Source organism: Pseudomonas sp. 21LCFQ02, assembly GCF_024129895.2.
Lineage (GTDB): Bacteria > Pseudomonadota > Gammaproteobacteria > Pseudomonadales > Pseudomonadaceae > Aquipseudomonas.
The window spans coordinates 3,166,446-3,188,094 of record NZ_CM178749.1; the positions used below are offsets into that span (position 1 = coordinate 3,166,446).

At 61.5% G+C, this 21,649-nt stretch carries 15 protein-coding genes and 2 tRNA genes; 6 read left to right on the forward strand and 11 right to left on the reverse strand.

Going from position 1 to position 21,649, the window contains the following annotated elements:
* The first annotated feature begins 43 nt into the window (after positions 1–43).
* Positions 44–982: an aspartyl/asparaginyl beta-hydroxylase domain-containing protein gene (locus NJC40_RS14220; RefSeq protein ID WP_045489057.1), complete on the forward strand. Its 939-nt coding sequence runs from the start codon at positions 44–46 to the stop codon at positions 980–982.
* 76 nt (positions 983–1,058) lie between these two features.
* The gene (aceK, locus tag NJC40_RS14225) at positions 1,059–2,774 is read left to right on the forward strand and encodes a bifunctional isocitrate dehydrogenase kinase/phosphatase (protein ID WP_253142716.1); all 1,716 of its coding nucleotides are present in this window, start codon (positions 1,059–1,061) and stop codon (positions 2,772–2,774) included.
* Between the two features lie 315 nt (positions 2,775–3,089).
* On the opposite strand, the gene NJC40_RS14230 is transcribed toward aceK, so the two are convergent.
* From NJC40_RS14230 to NJC40_RS14245, 4 genes are all read right to left on the reverse strand, one after another.
* Positions 3,090–6,563 carry a PAS domain-containing hybrid sensor histidine kinase/response regulator gene (locus NJC40_RS14230; RefSeq protein WP_045489063.1) on the reverse strand — a complete coding sequence of 1,158 codons (3,474 nt, stop codon included), beginning with the start codon at positions 6,561–6,563 and terminating at the stop codon, positions 3,090–3,092.
* A gap of 211 nt (positions 6,564–6,774) precedes the next feature.
* Positions 6,775–8,283: a tripartite tricarboxylate transporter permease gene (locus NJC40_RS14235; protein WP_045489064.1), complete on the reverse strand. Its 1,509-nt coding sequence runs from the start codon at positions 8,281–8,283 to the stop codon at positions 6,775–6,777.
* Positions 8,283–8,744: a tripartite tricarboxylate transporter TctB family protein gene (locus NJC40_RS14240; protein ID WP_045489066.1), complete on the reverse strand. Its 462-nt coding sequence runs from the start codon at positions 8,742–8,744 to the stop codon at positions 8,283–8,285. Before NJC40_RS14240 ends, NJC40_RS14235 begins: the two co-directional genes overlap by 1 nt.
* Positions 8,732–9,685, reverse strand: coding sequence for a tripartite tricarboxylate transporter substrate binding protein (locus NJC40_RS14245; protein ID WP_045489069.1), 954 nt, complete (start codon positions 9,683–9,685; stop codon positions 8,732–8,734). Before NJC40_RS14245 ends, NJC40_RS14240 begins: the two co-directional genes overlap by 13 nt.
* Before the next feature lie 469 nt (positions 9,686–10,154).
* On the opposite strand from NJC40_RS14245, the gene NJC40_RS14250 reads away from it, so the two are divergent.
* Positions 10,155–11,465 carry an OprD family porin gene (locus tag NJC40_RS14250; protein ID WP_045494471.1) on the forward strand — a complete coding sequence of 437 codons (1,311 nt, stop codon included), beginning with the start codon at positions 10,155–10,157 and terminating at the stop codon, positions 11,463–11,465.
* Positions 11,466–11,763: 298 nt separating this feature from the next.
* Complete coding sequence (locus NJC40_RS14255) at positions 11,764–13,638, forward strand: MFS transporter (protein WP_045489072.1); 1,875 nt, start codon at positions 11,764–11,766, stop codon at positions 13,636–13,638.
* Here NJC40_RS14255 and tyrS read toward each other — a convergent pair.
* The 3 genes from tyrS to rdgC all read right to left on the reverse strand — a co-directional run bounded on the left by tyrS (position 13,635) and on the right by rdgC (position 16,985).
* Positions 13,635–14,867, reverse strand: a complete 1,233-nt coding sequence (gene tyrS / locus NJC40_RS14260) for a tyrosine--tRNA ligase (RefSeq protein ID WP_045489076.1) — start codon at positions 14,865–14,867, stop codon at positions 13,635–13,637. The two genes, NJC40_RS14255 and tyrS, sit on opposite strands and share 4 nt — an antisense overlap.
* A 164-nt stretch (positions 14,868–15,031) precedes the next feature.
* Positions 15,032–15,994 carry a bile acid:sodium symporter family protein gene (locus NJC40_RS14265; protein WP_253142717.1) on the reverse strand — a complete coding sequence of 321 codons (963 nt, stop codon included), beginning with the start codon at positions 15,992–15,994 and terminating at the stop codon, positions 15,032–15,034.
* Between the two features lie 70 nt (positions 15,995–16,064).
* Positions 16,065–16,985, reverse strand: coding sequence for a recombination-associated protein RdgC (gene rdgC, locus NJC40_RS14270; protein ID WP_045489083.1), 921 nt, complete (start codon positions 16,983–16,985; stop codon positions 16,065–16,067).
* A gap of 157 nt (positions 16,986–17,142) precedes the next feature.
* Here rdgC and NJC40_RS14275 point away from each other — a divergent pair.
* Positions 17,143–17,218 (forward strand) — tRNA-Val (locus NJC40_RS14275).
* A 12-nt stretch (positions 17,219–17,230) separates the two neighbouring features.
* Positions 17,231–17,307: transfer RNA gene (locus tag NJC40_RS14280), tRNA-Asp, on the forward strand.
* 106 nt (positions 17,308–17,413) lie between these two features.
* On the opposite strand, the gene NJC40_RS14285 is transcribed toward NJC40_RS14280, so the two are convergent.
* The 4 genes from NJC40_RS14285 to NJC40_RS14300 form a co-directional block, all read right to left on the reverse strand.
* The gene (locus NJC40_RS14285; RefSeq protein WP_045489086.1) at positions 17,414–18,358 is read right to left on the reverse strand and encodes a LysR family transcriptional regulator; all 945 of its coding nucleotides are present in this window, start codon (positions 18,356–18,358) and stop codon (positions 17,414–17,416) included.
* 112 nt (positions 18,359–18,470) lie between these two features.
* Positions 18,471–19,994, reverse strand: a complete 1,524-nt coding sequence (locus NJC40_RS14290) for a tripartite tricarboxylate transporter permease (protein WP_045489088.1) — start codon at positions 19,992–19,994, stop codon at positions 18,471–18,473.
* The gene (locus tag NJC40_RS14295) at positions 19,991–20,521 is read right to left on the reverse strand and encodes a tripartite tricarboxylate transporter TctB family protein (RefSeq protein WP_253140043.1); all 531 of its coding nucleotides are present in this window, start codon (positions 20,519–20,521) and stop codon (positions 19,991–19,993) included. The genes NJC40_RS14290 and NJC40_RS14295 overlap by 4 nt, the downstream gene beginning before the upstream one ends.
* 69 nt (positions 20,522–20,590) lie before the next feature.
* On the reverse strand, positions 20,591–21,601 hold the full coding sequence (locus NJC40_RS14300; RefSeq protein WP_045489095.1) for a Bug family tripartite tricarboxylate transporter substrate binding protein: 1,011 nt from the start codon (positions 21,599–21,601) through the stop codon (positions 20,591–20,593).
* Between the last annotated feature and the right edge of the window lie 48 nt (positions 21,602–21,649).

Sequence of the window (21,649 nt, forward strand, 5' to 3'; positions counted from 1 at the left end):
GCCTTGATCCAAAGGCCGCCCGTTGGTTTTCAAGGAGAGCTCCATGACCCTATCGTTCGCTGTAAAGGCGTCGATCCTGCTGTTGTTCGTGGGCAGCACGCTGTACGTCCACCTGCGTGGCCGGGCACGCCTGCCGCTGCTGCGTCAGTTTGTCAATCATTCGGCGTTGTTCGCTCCTTACAACAGCCTGATGTACCTGTTTTCCAAAGTACCGTCCAAGCCATACCTGGACCGCCGCGAGTTTCCTGAGCTCGATGTGCTCAAGGACAACTGGCAAGTCATTCGTGAAGAGGCCATGCGCCTGTTCGACGAGGGTTACATCCGTGCGGCAGCCAAGGATAACGACGCCGGTTTTGGCTCGTTCTTCAAGAAAGGCTGGAAGCGGTTTTACCTGAAATGGTACGACAAGGCCCTGCCGTCGGCCGAAACCCTGTGCCCGCAAACCGTGGCGCTGGTCAACAGCATTCCCAACGTCAAGGGCGCAATGTTCGCCTTGCTGCCTGGCGACAGCCACCTCAACCCGCACCGCGACCCGTTCGCCGGCTCGCTGCGTTATCACCTGGGCCTGTCGACGCCCAACTCCGACGCCTGCCGGATCTTCGTCGATGGCGAGGAGTACGCCTGGCGTGACGGTGAAGACGTGATGTTCGACGAAACCTACGTGCACTGGGTCAAGAACGAGACCAGCGTGACCCGGGTGATTCTGTTCTGTGATGTCGAGCGGCCACTGACCAACAACCTGATGACCCGCATCAACCGCAGCGTCAGCGCCTTTCTGGGCCGCGCCACCGCGCCGCAGAATCTCGACGACGAGCGCGTCGGCGGCATCAACCAGGCCTATGCTTTCAGCAAGCGCTTCAGCAACGTGATCAGCACTCAGGTCAAGCAGTTCAAGCGCAGCAACCCCAAGGCCTACCGCATCCTGCGCCCGGTGCTGGCCGTGCTGGTGCTGACCCTGCTGGGTTACTGGCTGTTTGGTTGAGCCGATAACGGGGTAGGGGCCGGCAGATACTCACGCCCATAGGGTGCCCCATAGAGGGCGCTCTGGAGGATTGACCGTGCCTCCCCACCCCCTCGCGCAGGCCATCGCCCGGCTGATCCTGGCCGGCTTTGACGATTACCGCAGGCATTTCCGGCGCATCACCGGCACTGCCCGGCAACGCTTCGAGCAAGCGCGCTGGCAAGCCATTCAGGATGCCTCCGCGCAGCGCATCGAACTCTATGAAGTTCAGGTCAATCGCACCATTGTCCGGCTGCGCCGGCGCTTTGCCGGTGAGCGCTGGCCGGGGGTGAGGGGATGGCCCCTGATCAAGACCCTGTTCACCAGCCTGATCGCCCCGCGCCGCGACGGCGAACTGGCCGAGACCTGGTTCAACTCGGTGTTCTGCGGGTTATTCAGTCATGACCTGATCAGCGATGGCTGCATGTTCGTGCACAGCACTTGTCCGCCGTTACGGGGCAAGCCTGAGCTCGCGCAGATCCGGCGTTACTGGCCCAATGGCAACCTGCCCGTGCTGCTGCGCAGGATTTTCAATGATTACCGCTTCAAGGTCCCTTACTGCGACCTGGACGCAGACCTGCTGCGCCTTGAGGCGCTGCTGCAAGCCAACTTGCCGGACTGGGTGGTGCGCGACCCTGAGCTGTGTATCGAACTGTTTACCTGCGTGTTCTACCGCAACAAGGGCGCGTACCTGGTAGGCCGGCTGTTTACCGCAGATGAACACTGGCCGTTGGTGATTGCCCTGCTGCACCACCAAGGCGAGGGCCTGCGGATCGACACCCTGATTGTCGACGAGGCCGAGGTGTCGATCATCTTCTCCTTCACTCGCTCATACTTCATGGTTGATGTGCGGGTGCCCAGGCAGTTCGTGGCGTTTCTCAAGCGCATCCTGCCGGGCAAGCACCTGGCCGAGCTGTACAGCTCGATCGGCTTCTACAAGCAGGGCAAGTCGGAGTTCTATCGGGCGCTGATTCGTCATCTCAATCGCACTGACGACCGTTTTGTCATGGCCCCGGGTGTTCCGGGCATGGTCATGAGCGTATTTACCCTGCCTGGCTTCAATACCGTGTTCAAGATCATCCGCGACCGCTTTGCGCCGGCCAAGCTGGTTGACCGTGCCACGGTGATCGACCGTTACCGGCTGGTAAAAAACAGCGACCGGGTCGGCCGCACGGCCGACACCCAGGAATTTGCCGATTTTCGCTTTGCCTTGACCAGCTTCGAACCTGCCTGCCTGACCGAACTGCTGTTGGCAGCGCCGTCGACTGTCCAGGTGGTGGATGGTGATACGGTGCTGATCCGCCATTGCTGGACCGAACGGCGGATGATGCCGTTGAACCTGTATCTGGAGCAGGCCAGCGCGGCGCAGCGACATGAAGTACTGGACGACTACGGCCTGGCGATCCGCCAACTGGCAGCGGCGAACATCTTTCCCGGCGACATGCTGCTGAAAAACTTCGGTGTCACCCGTCATGGTCGGGTGGTGTTCTACGACTACGACGAAATCAGCCTGCTCACCCAGGTCAACTTCCGCCGCATCCCTGCACCGCGCACCCCGGAAGATGAATGGGCCGCTGAGCCTTGGTACGCCGTCGGCCCCCACGACGTTTTTCCCGAAGAGTTCCCTACCTTCCTGTTCGCCGACCGCGAACAACGCCAGCTTTTTACCCGCCTGCATGGCGAACTGTTCGATGCCCACTGGTGGCAAAGCGTTCAAACCGACATCCGCGCCGGCAACGTGATCGACGTATTTCCCTACCGCAGAGGGCACTGAATCGAGCGGCCGACAAAGGTCGCCGTTGCTGTTGATCTTGCTTCTGCTTTTGCTCTTCGAATCCCGCTTGAAGCGGGACTAGCCGTCGCAAGCATTTTGGTTACGTTGGCGCTCCAAAGTAACTCGCCCAGCAGGGCGAAACCTGCGTCTCAAGCAACTCGGTATTGGATTTTCCATTGATCGAAAGATCGCCGTGCTAGCGAAGAGTGCAGCACATTCACAATAGATGTATGAATTTTACCGGCCTCTTCACGAGCGAACTCGTTCCCGCAGAGACCGCGTTGATCATTAGTCCTGCGGTTGAGCCCTATATCCTCAATGCAAATCCACATGCCGACTCAACAACGCCCGCAACGCCGCAGGCTTGACCGGCTTGGGCAGGTAATCCAGCCCGGCTGCATGCACCTGCGCAATCAACTCCTGGCGACCATCGGCACTGATCACCACCCCCGGCACCGGCTCACCCAGCCGCGTGCGTAACCAGGCCATTAACTCAGCGCCGGTCTCACCGTCATCCAGGTGGTAATCGACCAGCGCCAGGTGCGGCCGGACCCCCGTGTCCAGCAACGCCTGACACTCACTGCGATTGCGCGCGGTCCACACCTGACAACCCCAGCGACTCAACAGGCTCTGCATGCCGATCAAAATGCTGTCTTCGTTATCGACACACAGTACCTGCGTTCCATTGAGCGGCGGCTTGTCCGCCTCGACCACCACCGCCTGCGCCAGCGGCTGAGTCTCGGCCAGTGGCACCTGCACACTGAACACACTGCCACGGCCCGGCCATGAGCGAACCTGCAACGGATGATCAAGCACCCGGCACAAGCCATCGGCAATCGCCAGCCCCAGCCCCAGGCCTTTTTCGGCGCGGGTCTGATGGCTATCCAGACGCTTGAACTCCTCGAAAATCACCCGCAGCTTGTCCTGCGCAATGCCTGGCCCGCGATCCCAGACCTCAAGGTTCAGATGCCGGCCGCGACGCCTCACACCCAGCAACACCGGGCCTTTGGCATAACGGAAGGCGTTGGTCAGGAAGTTCTGCAAAACCCGGCGCAGCAGCTTGATATCACTGTCGACCCGCAACGCGCTGCCCCGCACCCTGAACTGGATGCCTTGGTCCTGAGCCAAAGCCTTGAACTCGGTGCCGAGTGTGTCAAACAGGCTGTTGAGGGCAAAGGGCTGACGATCCGGGGCAATCTTGCCGTTTTCCAGGCGCGAAATATCCAGCAGATCGCTGATCAGGTCTTCGGCTGAGCGCAATGAGCTGTCCAGGTGCTGGATCAGTTGCTGAGCGTCGCAGGAAATGCCTTCCTGCTGCGCCGACAGCGCGGCGGAAAACAGCCGCGCAGCATTGAGCGGTTGCATCAGGTCATGGCTGACGGCGGCCAGAAAGCGGCTTTTCGATTCGTTGGCCGACTCGGCATGTGCCTTGGCCTCGCCCAGTGCCTGGTTGAGCTGTGACAGTTCATGGGTGCGCTCGGTGACCCGTTGTTCAAGGCTCTCATTGACGTCCTTGAGGACCTTTTCCGCCTCGCGGTACGCGGTGATGTCGGTAAAACTCATGACGAAACCGCCACCGGGCATCGGGTTGCCGATCAGTTCGATCACCTGACCATTGGGGAACAGCCGTTCGGAGGTGTGCGCACGGCCCTGGCGCATCCAGTGCAGACGCCTGGCCACGTGGACTTCGGCCTCGCCAGGGCCGCACAGGCCGCGCTCGGCGTTGAAGCGAATGATGTCGGCAATCGGCCGGCCGACCCCGATCAAACCCTCGGGGTAGTCGAACAGCTCCAGGTAGCGACGGTTCCAGGCCACCAGGCGCAGCGACTGGTCGACCACACTGATGCCCTGGGTGATGTTCTCGATGGCGCCTTGCAACAGGGCACGGTTGAACTCCAGCACTTCCGAGGCTTCGTCGGCGATGCGCACCACGTCCTCAAGTTGCATCTCGCGGCCTTCGATGGCTGCCTTGACCACCGCGCGTGCCGAGGATGTGCCCAGCACACCGGCCAGCAGGCGTTCGGTATGGGCGATCCATTCGCCGTTGGCGTTCTGGCCAGGGTTGAAGTCCTGGCCCTGGGTGAAGGCGAAGCGCAGGAAGCTTTTGTGCGCCCGGTCGTCACCGACGAAGCGCGACGACAGATGCAGCAGGTCTTCAACTTGCACCGACAGCAGCGAACGGCTGCCGGAGCGGGCCTGGGTCTGCTGGCCGATGAAGCGCCCGGCCTGCCAGTGTTCGGTGACCCGTGGGCGCGAGAGGATCGAGACCCAGGCGAACAGGATGCAGTTACCGGTCATCGACAGCACCACACCCTGGGTCAGCGGGCTGATCGGCAGATTAAAGGGGTTGTTGTGCAGCCAGGCCAGCAGCGGGAAACTCTCCAGTGCCCAGCCCATGCTGTGGGCAATCACCGGCAGCACCAGGGTGTAGAACCACAGGAAAATACCCGTGGCCAGGCCGGCGAACACGCCACGGCGGTTGGCCTGTTTCCAGTACAGCGCGCCGAACATCGCCGGCGCCAGTTGGGTGATGGCCGCAAAGGCGATCTGGCCGATGGTCGCCAGGCTGGCGGTGGAGCCCAGCATGCGATAGCTGACGTAGGCCAGCAGCAGAATCACCACGATGCTCACCCGACGCACGGTGAGCATCCAGTGGCGGAAGGCTTCGAACGGCCGCTCGGCATTTTTGCGCCGCAGCAGCCATGGCAGCAGCATGTCGTTGGACACCATGGTCGACAACGCCACGCTGGCGACGATCACCATGCCGGTGGCCGCCGAAGCGCCACCGATGAAGGCCAGCAAGGCCAGGGCAGGGTGGGCGTGGCCCAGCGGCAGGCTGATTACAAACGAGTCGGGTAGCACCCCGTCGGGCAGCATCATCTGCCCGGCCAGGGCGATGGGGATCACGAACAGCGCAGCCAGCGCCAGGTAAGCAGGAAATACCCATTTGGCCAGGTTCAGGTCGCCAGGCTCGATGTTTTCCACCACCGTCACGTGAAACTGCCGCGGCAGGCAGACAATGGCCATCATCGCCACCCCGGTCTGCACGATCATCGCCGGCCAGTTGATGGTCTCCTGCCAGTAGGCTTCCAGTTGCGGGGCCGTACGTGCCTGGCTGAGCAGGTCGTCGAAACCGTCATACATGCTGTAGGTGACGAACACCCCGACGGCCATGAACGCCAGCAGCTTGATCACCGCTTCGAAGGCAATCGCCAGGACCATGCCCCGGTGGTGTTCGGTGATGTCCAGATTGCGCGCGCCGAACACGATGGTGAACAAGGCCAGGACCAGCGACACCACCAGTGCGGTGTCCTGGGCGCTGGTGCCGGTCGAGTCGGGCCCGGCGCCGATCAGGATATTCACCCCCAGCACGATGCCTTTTAGCTGCAAGGCGATATAGGGCAGCATGCCGACCAGGCAGATCACCGCCACCATCACCGCCAGTGGCTGGGATTTGCCATACCGTGCGGCGATGAAGTCGGCAATCGAGGTGATGTTCTCCTGCTTGCTGATCAGCACCATCTTCTGCAGCACCCAGGGCGCCAGCAGCATCAGCACGATAGGTCCGAGATAAATTGGCAGGAACGACCATAGCTGCTCGGCGGCCTGGCCCACTGCGCCGAAGAAGGTCCAGCTGGTGCAATACACCGCCAGCGACAGGCTGTACACCCAGGCCCGCTGGGTCGGGCGCAGGGCATTGCTGTAGCGGTCGCCATAGAAGGCGATGGCGAACATGATCGCCATATAGGACAGGGCGACGACCGCAATAAGGCCGCTGGACAACGACATGGAAACTCCGGAGCAGAAATGGAACGCAATCTGGTCTGAGAGTCTGGCACGTGGCTCGTGGCAAGTCAGCGCCGACCATGGTCGCAGTGGCTGTAAATCAATTGGCGGCGCAGTCAGTGCCGAGGGCTATGAAGGCAAACCTAAAAGGACGGGGCGAGGTTGCGCCGGGCAGCCTCGCCCCCGTGTCAGGGCTTTTGAGCTCAGAAGGCGGTCAGATTTCTTCGTCCTTGAACGCTTCTTCGCGTTTTTTGCGCAGCGCGGGCAGGATCATCAGCACCAGCAGGATGGCCGAGGCCGCGAACAGGCCGGCGCTGATCGGCCGCTCGACCAGCACCATCGGGTCGCCCTGGGAGATCAGCATCGCCCGGCGCAGGTTGGTTTCCAGCAGTGGCCCGAGCACGAAGCCCAGCAGCAGCGGCCCCGGCTCGCATTTGGCTTTGCGCAACAGATAGCCCAGCAAACCGAAGATGATCACCAGTGCCACATCAAAGCCGCGGTTGTTGACGCTGTAGACGCCGACACAGCAGAACAGCAGGATGGCCGGGAACAACAGGCGGTAAGGCACGCGCAGCAAGCGAACCCAGACCCCAATCAGCGGCAGGTTGATCACCAGCAGCATCACGTTGCCGATCCACATACTGGCGATCAGTCCCCAGAACAGCTCGGGCTGGTGATTGATCACCGACGGTCCGGGGGTGATGCCGTGGATCATCATCGCGCCAAGCATCATCGCCATGATCGAGTTGGACGGAATGCCCAGGGTCAGCAAAGGAATGAACGACGATTGCGCGCCGGCGTTGTTGGCCGCTTCCGGTGCGGCGACCCCTTCTATTGCACCGCTGCCAAAATTTTCCGGGGTTTTGGAGACTTTCTTTTCCAGCGAGTAGGCGCTGAACGCACTCAAGGTCGCGCCACCGCCCGGCAGTACGCCCAGGAAGGTGCCCAGTGCGGTGCCGCGCAGGGTGGCCGGCCAGGCTTTGCGAAAGTCCTCGCGGGTCGGCCACAGGCGGGTGATCTTGCCGGCCAGTGAGCCCCGTGCTTCGGGTGATTCAAGGTTAACGGCGATTTCTGCGATACCGAACAGGCCCACGGCGATGACCACAAAATCGATGCCGTCATACAGGTCGGTGGAGCCGAATGTCAGGCGTGTACTGCCACTGCTGACATCCATGCCGACCATGCCCAGCAACAGTCCTATGCAGACCATGGCCACCGCCTTGATCACCGAGCCGCTGGCCAGGATAGTGGCGGCCATCAGACCAAAGACGGTCAGGGCGACGTATTCGGCCGGGCCGAACGACAGGGCGAACTTCGACAACAGCGGGCCGGCCACCGCCAGTGCAACGGTGGCCACGGTGCCGGCAAAGAACGAAGCCAGTGCGGCAGTGGCCAGTGCCGCACCGGCCCGGCCGCGCTTGGCCATGGCATGGCCATCCAGTGCTGTCACCACCGCAGACGCCTCACCGGGCAGGTTGACCAGAATGGCTGTGGTCGAGCCGCCGTACTGGGCGCCATAGAAGATGCCGGCGAGCATGATCAGCGCCGCCAGCGGCGGCAGGAAGTAGGTGATCGGCAGCAGGATTGCCACCGTGGCGGTCGGGCCGATACCCGGCAAGACCCCAATCAGGGTGCCCAGCAGCGCGCCAATCAGGCAGAACGCCAGGTTGGTCGGGCTCATTGCGGCAGAAAAGCCCAGGTACAGCGCGTCGAAAAATTCCATCAGAACGGCCCCACTGGCATTTGGACGTCCAGTCCATAGATGAACACGACCAGCCCGAACAGGCTAAGCACGACACTGGAGATGAGGGCTTCACGCAGGCGCCACTCTCTGTCGGCCATGCTGCCGAACAGGATCAGCCCGGCCGACGCGATCAGAAACCCGGCCAGCTCGGCCGCCAGCGCGAACCCGCCAACGGCGGCCAGCAGGATCAGCAAGGGGCGCAAGCGCACCTTACCGATGGGCTCGGCGCCCTTGCACAAACCTGCCAGGCCAATGATCAGGCCCAGTATCAGCACCATGCTGCCAACCACCATGGGCATGAAGCCAGGCCCCATCATGGCCGCGCTGCCAAAGGCCAGGTCTTTGCTCGACCATAACGCCAGGCCGCCCAGCCCGATCAGGGTGGCGCTGGCCAGCAGATCGGGACGGTTGCCGCGTGTTGCCGCGCTTACTGCACCCATGGCGAGACGCTCCAGAGCTTCTGGTAGCCTTGCAGTTGGGCGGGCATTTGCGCTGCCCAGTCTTCACCTGACAGGTAGGCGATCGGCAGCATCAGGTCCTTGGCCTTCTTGAGAAAATCAGGGTCTTGCAGCACATCGCGGACCGCCTCGGACATGCGCTTTTCGATGTCGGCAGAAATACCTGAAGGCGCCGCAATGCCACGTTCGGAACTCATGACCAGGTCGACACCTTGTTCCCTGGCGGTTGGCAGGTCCGGTTGCTGCGGCATGCGCTCGGCCGAGAACTGGGCCAGCACCCGGAAGTCGTCATCGGCATTCAGTTCGCTGATGTTCTGCCCGGCGCCACTGATATGCCCGCCCATCAAAGCGGTGCGTGACTCGGACGCGCCGCTGAACGGGATGTGGGTGAGTTTGGTGCCGGTCAGTTGCTGCAACTGGACCATCATCAGGTGATCGTCGGTTCCTACGCCGGAGGTGCCGATCGACATTTTGCCCGGCGCGGCTTTGGCGGCTTCGATGAAGTCGGCCAGGTTCTTGTAGGACGACTCCTTGGGCACCGCCAATACGGTCGGGTCATCGACGATCCGCGCCACCGGACGGATCTTGTCGGTGTCGTAGCCGACCTTGCGCTGTACCCGGGTGCTGAGAAAACCCGGGGTATTGATAAAGGCAAAGGTATAGCCGTCAGGCTTGGCTTTGCTCAGCGCGGTGTAGGCGATTTCGCCGGCTGCACCGGGACGGTTGACAATCACGATGTCGGCGCCCAGGCGCTTCTCGATAAACGGCTCCATGGCGCGGGCCATCACGTCAGTGCTGCCACCGGGTGCATAGGCCACCAGAAACTCGATCGGCCGGTCTTGCGGCCATTGCGCATGGGCGTTGAATGAGTTGAGGGCAAGGGCGAGCAGGGCTGCACTCGAACAGAATGTGGGCTTGTTCATCAAGGTTCCTCGGGTTGTTTTTATTGAGGTACTGGCAGGTGAAATTCAGCGCAGTCGGCGCGACAGTGGACGGCGTGACAAGCAGTGACGCAGCGGCTGGGGATGAGCGGCAAGGCGGGGCATAGGCTGACCTGTATTTTTATTGTTCAGGTATGAGATGACGATAAAAAAGCTAACAGATTGAAATGATATTTTAAAAATAAGCTTTTGTGACAAGATGTTTCGTCGCGTTTCGCTAGCATTCAATAGCGCTGTAAGCGTTTTCTGAAAGCCGTGTAGGGCGCTTCCTGGCGTATTCATGAGGGGTTGACAGGAAAGGGGCTGTGAATTTTTATAAAAGGAATGCTATTTCAAAAAAACAAGAAAAATGGAGCTGTATATGCACTGCGCTGCAAAACCTTCCCTGCGCCATCCGGTCCTGAACGCCTGTTTGCTTTTACGTGGTTTGTCACTGCCAAGGTCTGGCTCTGTGAGCCCTTCCATCTCTCGTCTGGCAATCGCAACAGGTTGCGCGATCGTCGGCTTGCAGGCGCATGCCGACTTGCTCAAGGACAGCCAGGCCACGCTGTCGATGCGCAATTTCTATTTCAATAACGACAACCGCGATGGCAGCGCCGATCCTTCGAAAACCGAAGAATGGGCGCAAGGCTTCATGCTCAACTACCGCTCAGGCTTTACCGAAGGGCCGGTCGGGTTGGGGGTGGATGCCACCGGTATGCTCGGCCTGACCCTCGACAGTGGTCGCGGTCGGCATGTCGGCAGCACGATGATTCCGTCTGACGGCGACCGCGCCGCCGATCAGTGGAGCCGCTTCGGTGCGACAGCCAAGCTCAAGGCCAGCAAGACCGAACTGCGCTACGGCCAGTTGATCCCCAAAATTCCGGTACTGGTGGCCACTGATGGTCGCCTGCTGCCGCAGACCTATCAGGGCGTGCAGGTGCAGTCCAAAGAGCTGGACGACTTCACCTTTCTGGCAGGTGGCCTGAACCGGGCCACCGGGCGCGGCTCGACCAACCGCACCGGTATGGCGGTGGCCGGTGGTTCGCAGCAAAGCGATCGCTTCTACTTCGCCGGGGTCGATTACCGGGTTGACCGCGACTTGCTGCTGCAGTACTACGCAGGCCAGCTCGAAGACTATTACACCCAGCATTTTCTGGGCCTCAATCACAAATGGACGCTGGGCGACGACAGCTCGCTGACCACCGACCTGCGCTATTTCCGCACCCTTGCCGACGGCGCCAACCGCAGTGCTTCCGGTCGCGCCCAAGGCTATCGCACCAGCGGTTATACCTCGGCAGGCAATGGCGAAATCGACAATAGCTTGTGGAGCGCGGCGTTTACTTACCGGCTGCGCGGTCATTCGGTGTTGCTCGGCTACCAGAGCGTTTCCGACGACAGCAACTTCGTCCAGCTCAATCAGGGTTCGATCGATGAGGGCGCCGGGGGGACCACCCTGTACCTGTGGACCCAGAAAATGGTGCTCAACTTCAGCCGTGCCGGCGAGCAGACCGCCTTTGCGCAATACGCCTACGATTTTTCCGCCAACGGCGTGCCGGGGCTCAAGGCCAGCGTGATGTACCTCAAGGGCGACAATATCCAGACCGTGAACGGCGCCGAACAGTCGGAATGGGAGCGTAACCTGGCACTGGAATACGTCGTGCAGGACGGCGCTTTCAAAGGCCTTGGCGTTGCCTGGCGGCATGCCGTGGCCCGCAGCGAAGCTGCGCGTGATGCCGACCAGACCCGGGTGATCATCAACTACACCTTGGCGCTGTTCTAAGTCGCAGGCATTGCGAGCCGCTGTGGGAAATCACCTGCCGCCTCAGCACCGCGGATAAGCGCTGCATGCCTTTATGGGAGCGACCTTGGTCTGGGCGGCATTCCGACGAAAGGGCCAGCAAAGTCACAGCAGATGCAGTGTTTTTACTGGCCTCTTCGCGACCAAGGTCGCTCCTACAGAATGCCTGTCATCGCACAGAGATTTGCAATGCGGCTTGTCAGTCTGTGCCGTGAACGTGCAGATTAGCGGCTTTGGCGTGTTGCGCGCCTCTATTCAAAGCCTCTCAGGTGCACGGACGATGAGTCAGCAGTCACAATTCGATCTTCTGAAAAAGCGGCGCTTCCTGCCGTTTTTTATCACCCAGTCCCTCGGGGCTTTCAACGATAACGTGTTCAAGCAGGCGCTGATCCTCGCCATCCTTTACAAACTCAGCATCCAGGGCGATACCTCGGTGTACGTCAACCTCTGCGCCATGCTGTTCATTCTGCCGTTCTTTCTGTTTTCGGCGCTGGCCGGGCAGTTGGGCGAGAAGTATCCCAAGGATGCGCTGATCCGCCTGATCAAGCTGGCCGAGGTCGGCATCATGGCTGTCGCTGCGGTGGGCTTTGTGTTCAGTAATCTGCCGCTGCTGTTGCTGACACTGTTCGCCATGGGCACTCACTCGGCGCTGTTCGGTCCGGTGAAGTACTCGATATTGCCCCAGCATCTGCGCGAGAACGAACTGGTCGGCGGTAACGGGCTGGTGGAAATGGGCACCTTCCTGGCCATTCTGGCCGGCACCATCAGTGCCGGAATCATGTTGTCGTTCACCCATTACGCCTGGATCGTCTCGGCCGCCATCCTGCTCACAGCGTGCCTGGGGCTGTTGGCCAGTTACGGCATTCCCAAGGCGGGCGCTGCGACGCCGGATTTGCGTCTGAACTGGAACATTTTCAGTGAAACCTGGGCAACCGTGCGGCTGGGCCTGACCCAGACCCCGGCGGTGTCGCGCTCGATCGTCGGCAACTCGTGGTTCTGGTTTGTCGGGGCGATTTACCTGACCCAGATTCCAACCTATGCCAAGGACCTGATGCACGGCGATGAAACCGTGGTCACCCTGATTCTGACGGTGTTCTCGGTGGGTATTGCGCTGGGCTCGCTGCTCTGTGAGCGGCTGTCCGGGCACAAGGTCGAAATCGGCCTGGTGCCGTTCGGCTCGTTCGGCATCACCCTGTTCGGCCTGTTGTTGTGGTGGCATTCGGCGCATCTGGTCGAGCCTGCCACGGTGCATGGCTGGCGCGAGATTCTCGGCTTGAGTGCCGGGCGCTGGGTGTTGCTGGATATCCTTGGCATCGGGGTCTTTGCCGGCTTCTATATCGTCCCGCTGTACGCCCTGATCCAGTCGCGCACCGCCGAGAAGGAGCGCTCGCGGATCATCGCGGCCAACAACATCCTCAATGCGTTGTTCATGGTGATCTCGGCACTGGTCTCGATCCTGTTTCTCAGTGTGGCCAAGCTCTCGATCCCGGAGCTGTTCCTGGCCGTGTCGCTGATGAATATCGCGGTCAACGTGTACATCTTCCGCATCGTGCCCGAATTCACCATGCGCTTTTTGATCTGGTTGCTCAGCCATTCCATGTACCGCGTCGAACACCGCAACCTGGATCAGATCCCTGATGAGGGCGCGGCGCTGCTGGTGTGCAATCACGTGTCGTTTGTCGATGCATTGCTGATCGCCGGTGCCGTGCGGCGGCCGATCCGCTTCGTCATGTACTACAAGATCTACCAGCTGCCGGTGCTCAACTTTGTGTTCCGTACCGCTGGGGCCATTCCGATTGCCGGGCGCAACGAAGACATGCAGATCTACGAGCAGTCTTTTGCCCGCATTGCCCGTTATCTGGCCGACGGTGAACTGGTGTGTATCTTCCCGGAAGGCAAGCTGACCACTGACGGTGAAATCAGCGGCTTCAAGGCGGGCATGAGCCGGATCATCGAGGAAACCCCGGTGCCAGTGATTCCCATGGCGCTGCAAGGTCTGTGGGGCAGCTTTTTCAGTCGTGATCCGAGTAAGGGGCTGTTCCGTCGCCTGTGGTCAAGGGTGGTGCTGGTGGCTGGCCCGCAGATTGCCGCCGAAGCGGCAAAGCCGGTGGAGGTGCGTGAGGTGGTCAAGCAGTTGCGCGGCCAGGCCCGTTAGTCTGCAAGCACAATCAGTACATGGCGTTTCTTGCCCAGACTGACCTGCCACGGTGCCTGCTCGGCATCCAGTGGCAGGTCCGGGTTGTCCAGCCGCTCACCCTTGCAGCGCAAGCCGCCGCCGGCCGCCAGCCGGCGCACGGCGCTAAGTGACGGCTCCAGTCCGGCATCGACCAGCACGCTGGCAAGCGTAGCCCCGGCGTGCAGCGCTTCACGCTTCAGCGCAATCTGCGGCAGCCCGGCGCTGTCGTGTTCGGCGAAGATTGCGTTGGCCTGCCGCTGCGCCTGGTCAGCCGCGTCCTGACCGTGGGCCAGGGCAGTAACCTGATTGGCCAGCACGATCTTGGCCTGGTTCAGCGCCGCACCGCCTGCGGCTGTCAGGCGCTCGATCTCGTCCAGCGGCAATTCAGTGAACAGCTTGAGAAAGCGGGCCACGTCGCGGTCATCGCAGTTGCGCCAGAACTGCCAGAACTCGAACGGCGCCAAGCGCTCGCCATTGAGCCACACTGCGCCGTTAAGGGATTTGCCCATCTTCTTGCCGTCGCTGGTGGCCAATAACGGCATGGTCAGGCCGAACAGTTCGCGGCTGTCGCGGCGCCGACCCAGCTCTACACCATTGATGATATTGGCCCACTGATCGGCGCCGCCCAGTTGCACGGTACAGTCAAAACGTTTGGCCAGCTCGGTGAAGTCATGGGCTTGCAGCAGGGTGTAGCCGAATTCCAGAAACGACAATGAATGCTCACGATCCAGGCGTTGGCGCACGGCATCGAAGGTCAGCAGGCGATTGATCGAGAAGTAGCGGCCCACCTCGTCGAGAAATTGCAGGTAGCCGATACCGTCCAGCCACTGGGCGTTATCCACCACACGCCCGGCGCCGTCACCCAGTTCGACATAACGTGCGAAGGTCTTGCAGATACCGGCGATGTTCGCCTCGATCTGCGCCTGGTTCAGCAGCGGGCGACTCTCGTCACGAAAGCTCGGGTCACCGATGCGCGTGGTGGCGCCACCGATCAGCATCAACGGTCGATGCCCGGCCTTTTGCAGCCAGCGCATCAGCATCAGGCCTTGCAAGTGCCCCACGTGCAGGCTGTCGGCGGTTGCATCGAAACCCAGATACACGGTGCGCGGTGCCTCGGCCAGATGCTCGCGCAGGCCATCCAGGTCGGTGGATTGATGAATGAAGCCGCGTTGTTGCAGGGTTTCGATGATGTCGGTGTTTGCGCTCATGGTGGCTCGGCCGTTGTATAGATGAAAAACTATAAAACCTACCGATAGGTAGGCTTGCTGGGCCGATCATAGACAAGCTTGCCCGGCAGGGCAATGACTCGATAAGTCAGGAGCAGAGGAGGGGCGTGAACCAGCCTGTATCGGCCGGTCCACGAAAGGCGCGCTTAGTCTTGCAGCTTGTGGCTTGCCACTTGCGGCTGGTCGTCTTTCATCTTGCGGAAATACGTCGACAGCAACGCACCGGAGATGTTGTGCCAGACGCTGAACAGCGCACTGGGCACCGCTGCCAGTGGCGAGAAGTGTGCGGCAGCCAGGGCAGCGCCGAGGCCGGAGTTCTGCATGCCGACTTCCAGCGCCAGCGACTTGCGCTGTGGCAGGCGCAGCTTGAACAGCTTGCCGGTGAAGTAACCGAGCAGGAAGCCGAAGCTGTTATGCAGAATCACCACGGCCATGATCAGCAGGCCTGATTCTGCGATCTTCGCCTGGCTGGCCGCCACCACGGCGCAGACGATCATCACGATACTGACCACCGACACCAGCGGCAGCACCTCTACCGCATAGCTGATCCGGGCGCCCAGCAGACGTTGGGCAAGTACTCCGAGGATGATCGGCAGCATCACCAGTTGCAGGATCGACATGAACATGTCGGCGAACGAGACCGGCAGCCAGGCCGAGGCCAGGAACCAGATCAGCGCCGGGGTCAGCAGCGGGGCGAGCAGGGTGGTCACCGCAGCGATGGCCACTGCCAGGGCCAGGTCACCCTTGGCCAGCCAGGCCATGACGTTGGACGAAGTGCCGCTGGGGCAGCAGCCGACCAGGATCACCCCGACGGCGATTTCCGGCGGCAGGTGGAAGAGCTGGCAAAGCAGCCAGGCCACGCCGGGCATGATCACGAAGTGGGCGACCACGCCGAGTGCCACGCGCCAGGGGTTGCGCGCCACTTCCGAGAAATCTTCAAGCTTGAGGGTCAGGCCCATGCCGAACATGACCAGCCCCAGCAGCGGGACGATCCAGCCTTTGAGGCCAATGAAAACCTGCGGGAACAGGAACGCCAGGATGGCGAACAACAGCACCCAGTACGCGAAGGTGTTGCCGACGAAGCGGCTCAAGGCTGCCAGTGCGCGCATGGCCTTATCCTTTTGTGATTGCTTAATGAAAAGCGCCGCCAGCGAGGGCGGCGCGATGGCGCTGGGCTGATCAGATGCCTTGTGGCTGCTCTTCGCCGCCCAGGGCTTCGAACAGCTCGGGCAGGAACTCGCCGAAGGTCAGCATCATCAGAGTGAAACTGGCGTCCAGTTGGCCCAGGGCTTCGTCACCGCCGTCCTGCTCGGCCTGCTCTTGCAGCAGGTCTTCGAACTTCAGGCGTTTGATTACCAGCTTGTCGTCGAGCACGAACGACAGTTTGTCTTGCCAGGCCAGCGACAGCTGGGTGACGATTTTGCCGGTGTTCAGGTGCAGCTGGATCTCATCGCCGGTCAGGTCCTGGCGCTTGCAACGCACGATGCCGCCGTCTTCGTGGGTGTCGCGCAGTTCGCATTCATCCAGCACGAAGAAATTGTCGGCGGCTTTCTGGGTCTTGACCCAGTCGGTGAGGGTGGCGCTTGGGGCGACCTTGACCGTCAGTGGGCGCACCGGCAGCGAGCCGATCACTTCACGCAGGGTCGACAGCAGGTCTTCAGCGCGCTTGGCGCTGGAGGCGTTGACCAGAATCAGGCCCTGTTTCGGCGCGATGGCGGCGAAGGTCGCCGAGCGGCGGATGAACGCGCGCGGCAGGAAGGCCTGGATGATTTCATCCTTGAGCTGGTCGCGCTCCTTCTTGTAGACCTTGCGCATCTGCTCGGCCTCGATCTCTTCGACCTTTTCCTTGAGGGCATCGCGCACCACGCTGCCAGGCAGAATGCGCTCTTCCTTGCGCGCCGCGATCAGCAGGAAGTCCTGACTGACATGCACCAAGGGTGCGTCTTCGCCTTTGCCGAACGGCGCCGTGAAGCCATAAGTGGTCAACTCCTGGCTGGCGCAGGGGCGGGCAGGCTTGGTCGCCAGTGCAGTTTCCAGCGCTTCGGCGTCAAAGGGCACGTCCTGGGTCAGTCGATAGACAAGCAGGTTTTTGAACCACATGGGCTGAGTCTCTCCTCATATACAAAGTGGGGCATTATTCGCTGCCCGGCTCCCTTGGACCAGCCCTGAGCTAAGTCATTGGAAAATTTATAAATTTTTTTTCAAAAAGTGCTTGTCAGAGTTTGGGGTGCTCCGTAGAATGCGCGCCACACCGAGAGGGTGATTAGCTCAGCCGGGAGAGCATCTGCCTTACAAGCAGAGGGTCGGCGGTTCGATCCCGTCATCACCCACCATCAGTGTAATGCGCAGCGGTAGTTCAGTCGGTTAGAATACCGGCCTGTCACGCCGGGGGTCGCGGGTTCGAGTCCCGTCCGCTGCGCCACTTTCGATTCAAGCTCACTGAACGGCTTGAATCACTGCCAAAAAGGCGACCCTTGGGTCGCCTTTTTGCTTTTCCGGCTTTTGTTCGGCGCTTCAGGCGCAAGCCTTCAATCGTCTTCACGGGTCCTTTCAGCCCGCACCGCGTCCATGAACGCCTGCATGGCCGATGACTGGATGCGATGGCGGCGGGTGATCAGGCCGTAAGGCGGCAGACGCGGTTCGAAGATGATCGGCAGTACCGCCAGCAGGTGCTTGCCCGGGTAATCATTGATGACCGACACCGGCGTCACACCAATCATGTCGGTCTGCTGCAGCAGCGACAGCAGGGTCATGATCGAAGTGGTTTCGACGATGCTGTTGGGGATATCCACCCGGGCGTTGTGGAAGGCCTGATTGATGATGGTGCGCATCGGGCTGGGGTGCTGTTGCAGGACCCAGGTCATGTCCTGCAGTTGCTCCCAGCTCAGTTCGGTGGCGCCTGCCATCGGGTGTTGGGCGCCGGCAACCACACACAGGGTTTCTTCACCCAGACTGTCGAACAGCAGATCATCGGTGCGGGCGCCATCTGGAATACGGCCGAGCACCACGTCCAGTTGATCCTGTTGCAGGGCCTGCACCAGTACATCGCTGGTATCGACCTGAATACTCATCGACAGCCGTGGATGACTGTTCTTGAGGGTGGCGATGGTGCGGGTCAGGAGCCCGCAAGCCAGCGCCGGAATGGCGCCGATGGTTACCCTGCCAAGATTGCCGGACTCCAGCGCCACGAACTCCTCACGCATGCCCGACAGCTCGGCGAAGATCATCTTCGCGTAGTAGATCGCCGTCTCGCCAAACGCGGTGGCGCGCATGCCGCGCGGCAAGCGCTCGAATAGTTCGACGCCAAGCAGGCTTTCCGCTTCGTGGAGCATCTTGGTGGCTGCCGGCTGGGTCATGCCGATCTCTTCGGCCGCGCGGCGCAATGAGCCGAACTCCTGAAGCGCCAGCATCAGGCGCAGTTGCCGCAAACGCAGGCGGCTGTGGATGATGCTGGCGTCTGGAATACGGGACATGGCGCGACTCTTGGCAGGAGAACCGGCCAAGGGTGACAACAAATCGCGCCGCTCGCCAGTCATAAGCGAGCGGCCCCTGGCAACGCCCGGAAACAGCCCGGCCTGGGTCCGGTCACGAGACATGCTTGGTCTGCCCGCAGCCTTGACGCGTAAACAGTGCTTTTATGGCGCGCGCCAGCAGTGGCCAGAACAGCATCAGCAGGGCTGCCGTGGTCAGGCTGCCAACCAGTGGATTCGACCAGAAGATCGATAATTGCCCATCGGAGAACAGCATCGACTGACGAAACGCGTCTTCGGCCTTGTCGCCCAGCACCGCCGCAAGAATCAATGGCGCAATCGGGTAGCCGAGCTTTTTGAACAGGTAACCGAGCGCGCCAAAGATCAGCATCAAGCCGACGTCGAACATCGAGTTGTGCACCGAGTAGGCACCGATCGAGCAGATCATGATGATGATCGGCGCAATGATCGAAAACGGGATGCGCAGGATCGAGGCGAACAGTGGCACGGTCGCCAGCACCACAATCAGGCTGACCACGTTGCCCAGATACATACTGGCGATCAGCCCCCAGACGAAATCGTGCTGCTCGACAAACAGCGTCGGCCCCGGATGCAGGCCCCAGATCATCAGCCCGCCGAGCATCACCGCGGCGGTTGCCGAGCCCGGAATCCCCAGGGTCAGCATCGGGAGCAGGGCGCTGGTGCCGGCACTGTGATCGGCGGTTTCAGGGGCGATAACACCTTCCACTTCACCTTTGCCGAAGTTGTCCCGGTTCTTCGAGAAGCGTCGCGCCAGGCTGTAGCTCATGAACGAGGCGGCGGTCGGTCCGCCGGGGGTAACCCCCATCCAGCAACCGACCAGCGCGCTGCGCAGCCAGGTCAGCCAATAGCGTGGCAATTTGGCCCAGGTGCGCAGGATGGTCATTGGCGTGATGCGCGCCCGTTCGCCGCGAAACACCAGGCCTTCCTCGACCGTGCAGAGAATCTCGCCGATACCGAACAAGCCGATCACCGCCACTTCAAAGCTCAGGCCGGAAAGTAGCCAGGTCTGGTCGAAGGTCAGCCGCAGTTCGCCAGACACCGTGTCCATCCCCACGGCAGCCATGGCAAAACCGATCATCATCGCGACCACGGTTTTCAGTGGCGGGTTCTTGCTCATGCCAATGAAAGTACAGAACGCCAGCAGGTACACGGCGAAGAACTCGGGCGAGCTGAACGCCATGGCGAATTCGGCGATACGGGTCGACAGGAAGGTCAGCAGCAGCACGCCCACCAGTGCCCCGAGCAGCGCCGAGGTGAAGGCGGCGGTCAGTGCTTCGCCGGCCTGGCCGTTGCGCGCCATCGGGTAGCCATCGAAGGTGGTCGCCACCGACGAGGGTTCGCCGGGTATGTTGAACAGGATCGAGGTGATGGAGCCGCCGAACAGTGCGCCCCAGTACATGCACGACAGCAGGATGATCGCTGACACCGGCTCCATGGTGAAGGTCAGCGGCAACAGCAGCGCCACGCCGTTGGGCGCGCCGAGGCCGGGCAGTACGCCGACCAGAATGCCAAGCAGCACACCGATGACCATCAGGCCGATGTGATGCGGGGTCAGGATCAGCGCCATGCCCTGCATCAGAGAGTCGATTTCGCTCATTGCGGCTTTCCTCCGGCCAGGGTCAGCAGATCACCCAGCAGGCCGCTGTCCAGCGGCACTTTGAACCACAGGGCGAAGATCAGATAGCTGGCCAATGCCGCGCCGCAGGCTATGGTAGCGATCAGGGCGATGCCGTAAGGCTTGCTGCGCTGGCGGTCGCGCCACATGAACCAGGCGATGAACACCGCCGAGGCCAGGTAGATACCGGCAAACGGCATGGCGATTACATACAGGGTAATCGGCACGAATACCGCCAGCACCTGGCGAAAGGCCTGGCGGCCGACGAACCCGGCGCTCATCGCCGGGCTGCGCAGCAGCGCCAGAATCAGGTTGCCGAGACTGGCGGCGGTCATCAGCAGACCGATGTAGAAGGGGAAGTAACCGGCCTGGGGGCCGGCATCGCCCCAGCCGATACCGATATCAATGGCGCCATACATGACGATGCTGCCAAGTGCGGCGGTAAACAATGCCAGGCCGATTTCCACCCGGCGGGTGGTCACCAGCGGCGTGTCGGTGGTGTTGGACATGAGGGTTCCTCGCTGTGGGCTGGGCAGCCCGGCGGCTTCGCTGCGCGCCGGGAGAGGTCGAGGCGAGGCTTACTCGCGCAGCCAGCCGGCCTGCTTGAACACGGGGATGACGCGCTCGCGATCCTTCTCGATGTAGCTGACCAGTTGCTGGCCGGCGAGGAAGGTCGGGGCCAGCGCCGAGCGCTCGACGTAGGTTTTGAATTCCGGGGTCTGGCTGACCTTGCGCAGCAATTCGACATAGAACTCGCGCTGCTCGTCGCTGACCCCGCCAGGCAGGAACACCGTACGCGGGAAGCGGTACTGGTCGATGCCCAGGCCCTGTTCCTTGCAGGTGGGTACGTCGGCCCAGGACTGCGTGTCGGTGACTTTCTGGGTGTAGCTCATGCGTTGCTGGCTGAACACGCACAGTGGTACCACCTGGCCGCCGCGCCACTGGCTGACGCTTTCGGCCGGGTTGTTGAAGTTGGCTGCGATGTGCTTGCCGGCCAACTGGGTGGACGCTTCGCTGCCGCTCTTGAACGGTATGTAGGTGAGCCGGGTGTTGGTCTGCTGACCGAGCAGCAGGGTCAGGGTCTGGTCGACATCCTTGGACTGACTGCCGCCGATTCGCATCTTTGCCGGATCCTGGGCAAGGGCGGCCTTGAACGCGGCGGCGTCCTTCCACGGTGAGTCCTGATAGGTCCAGAGGATGAAGTCATCTTCCGCGACGGCGGCTACCGGGGTCAGGTCGGTCCATTGGTAGCCCAGCTTGGCGACCAGTGGCAGCAAGTAGATGTTATTGGTGCCGATCACCAGCTTGTGGGCGTCGCGGTTGGCCAGCTTCATCTCCAGAAAGGCTTCGGCACCGTTGCCGCCGCCCTTGTTGAGCACCACAGTATTGACGTCGAGCAGCTTGTGCTGAGTAATCGCCGACTGGATCACCCGGCCCAGTTGATCGGTGCCGCCGCCGGGGCCGCCGGCCACAACGATCTCTACGTTTTTCTGCGGTTTCCAGTCGGCCAGGGCACTGAGCGGAGCGCTGCAAAGCAGGCAGCAGGCGCTGAGCAGGGCGGGAATGTGACGCGAGCGAACGATGCGCATCGGGGCTACCTCATTGTTGTCATTGTTATGTGGGATGCCCGGAGTGTG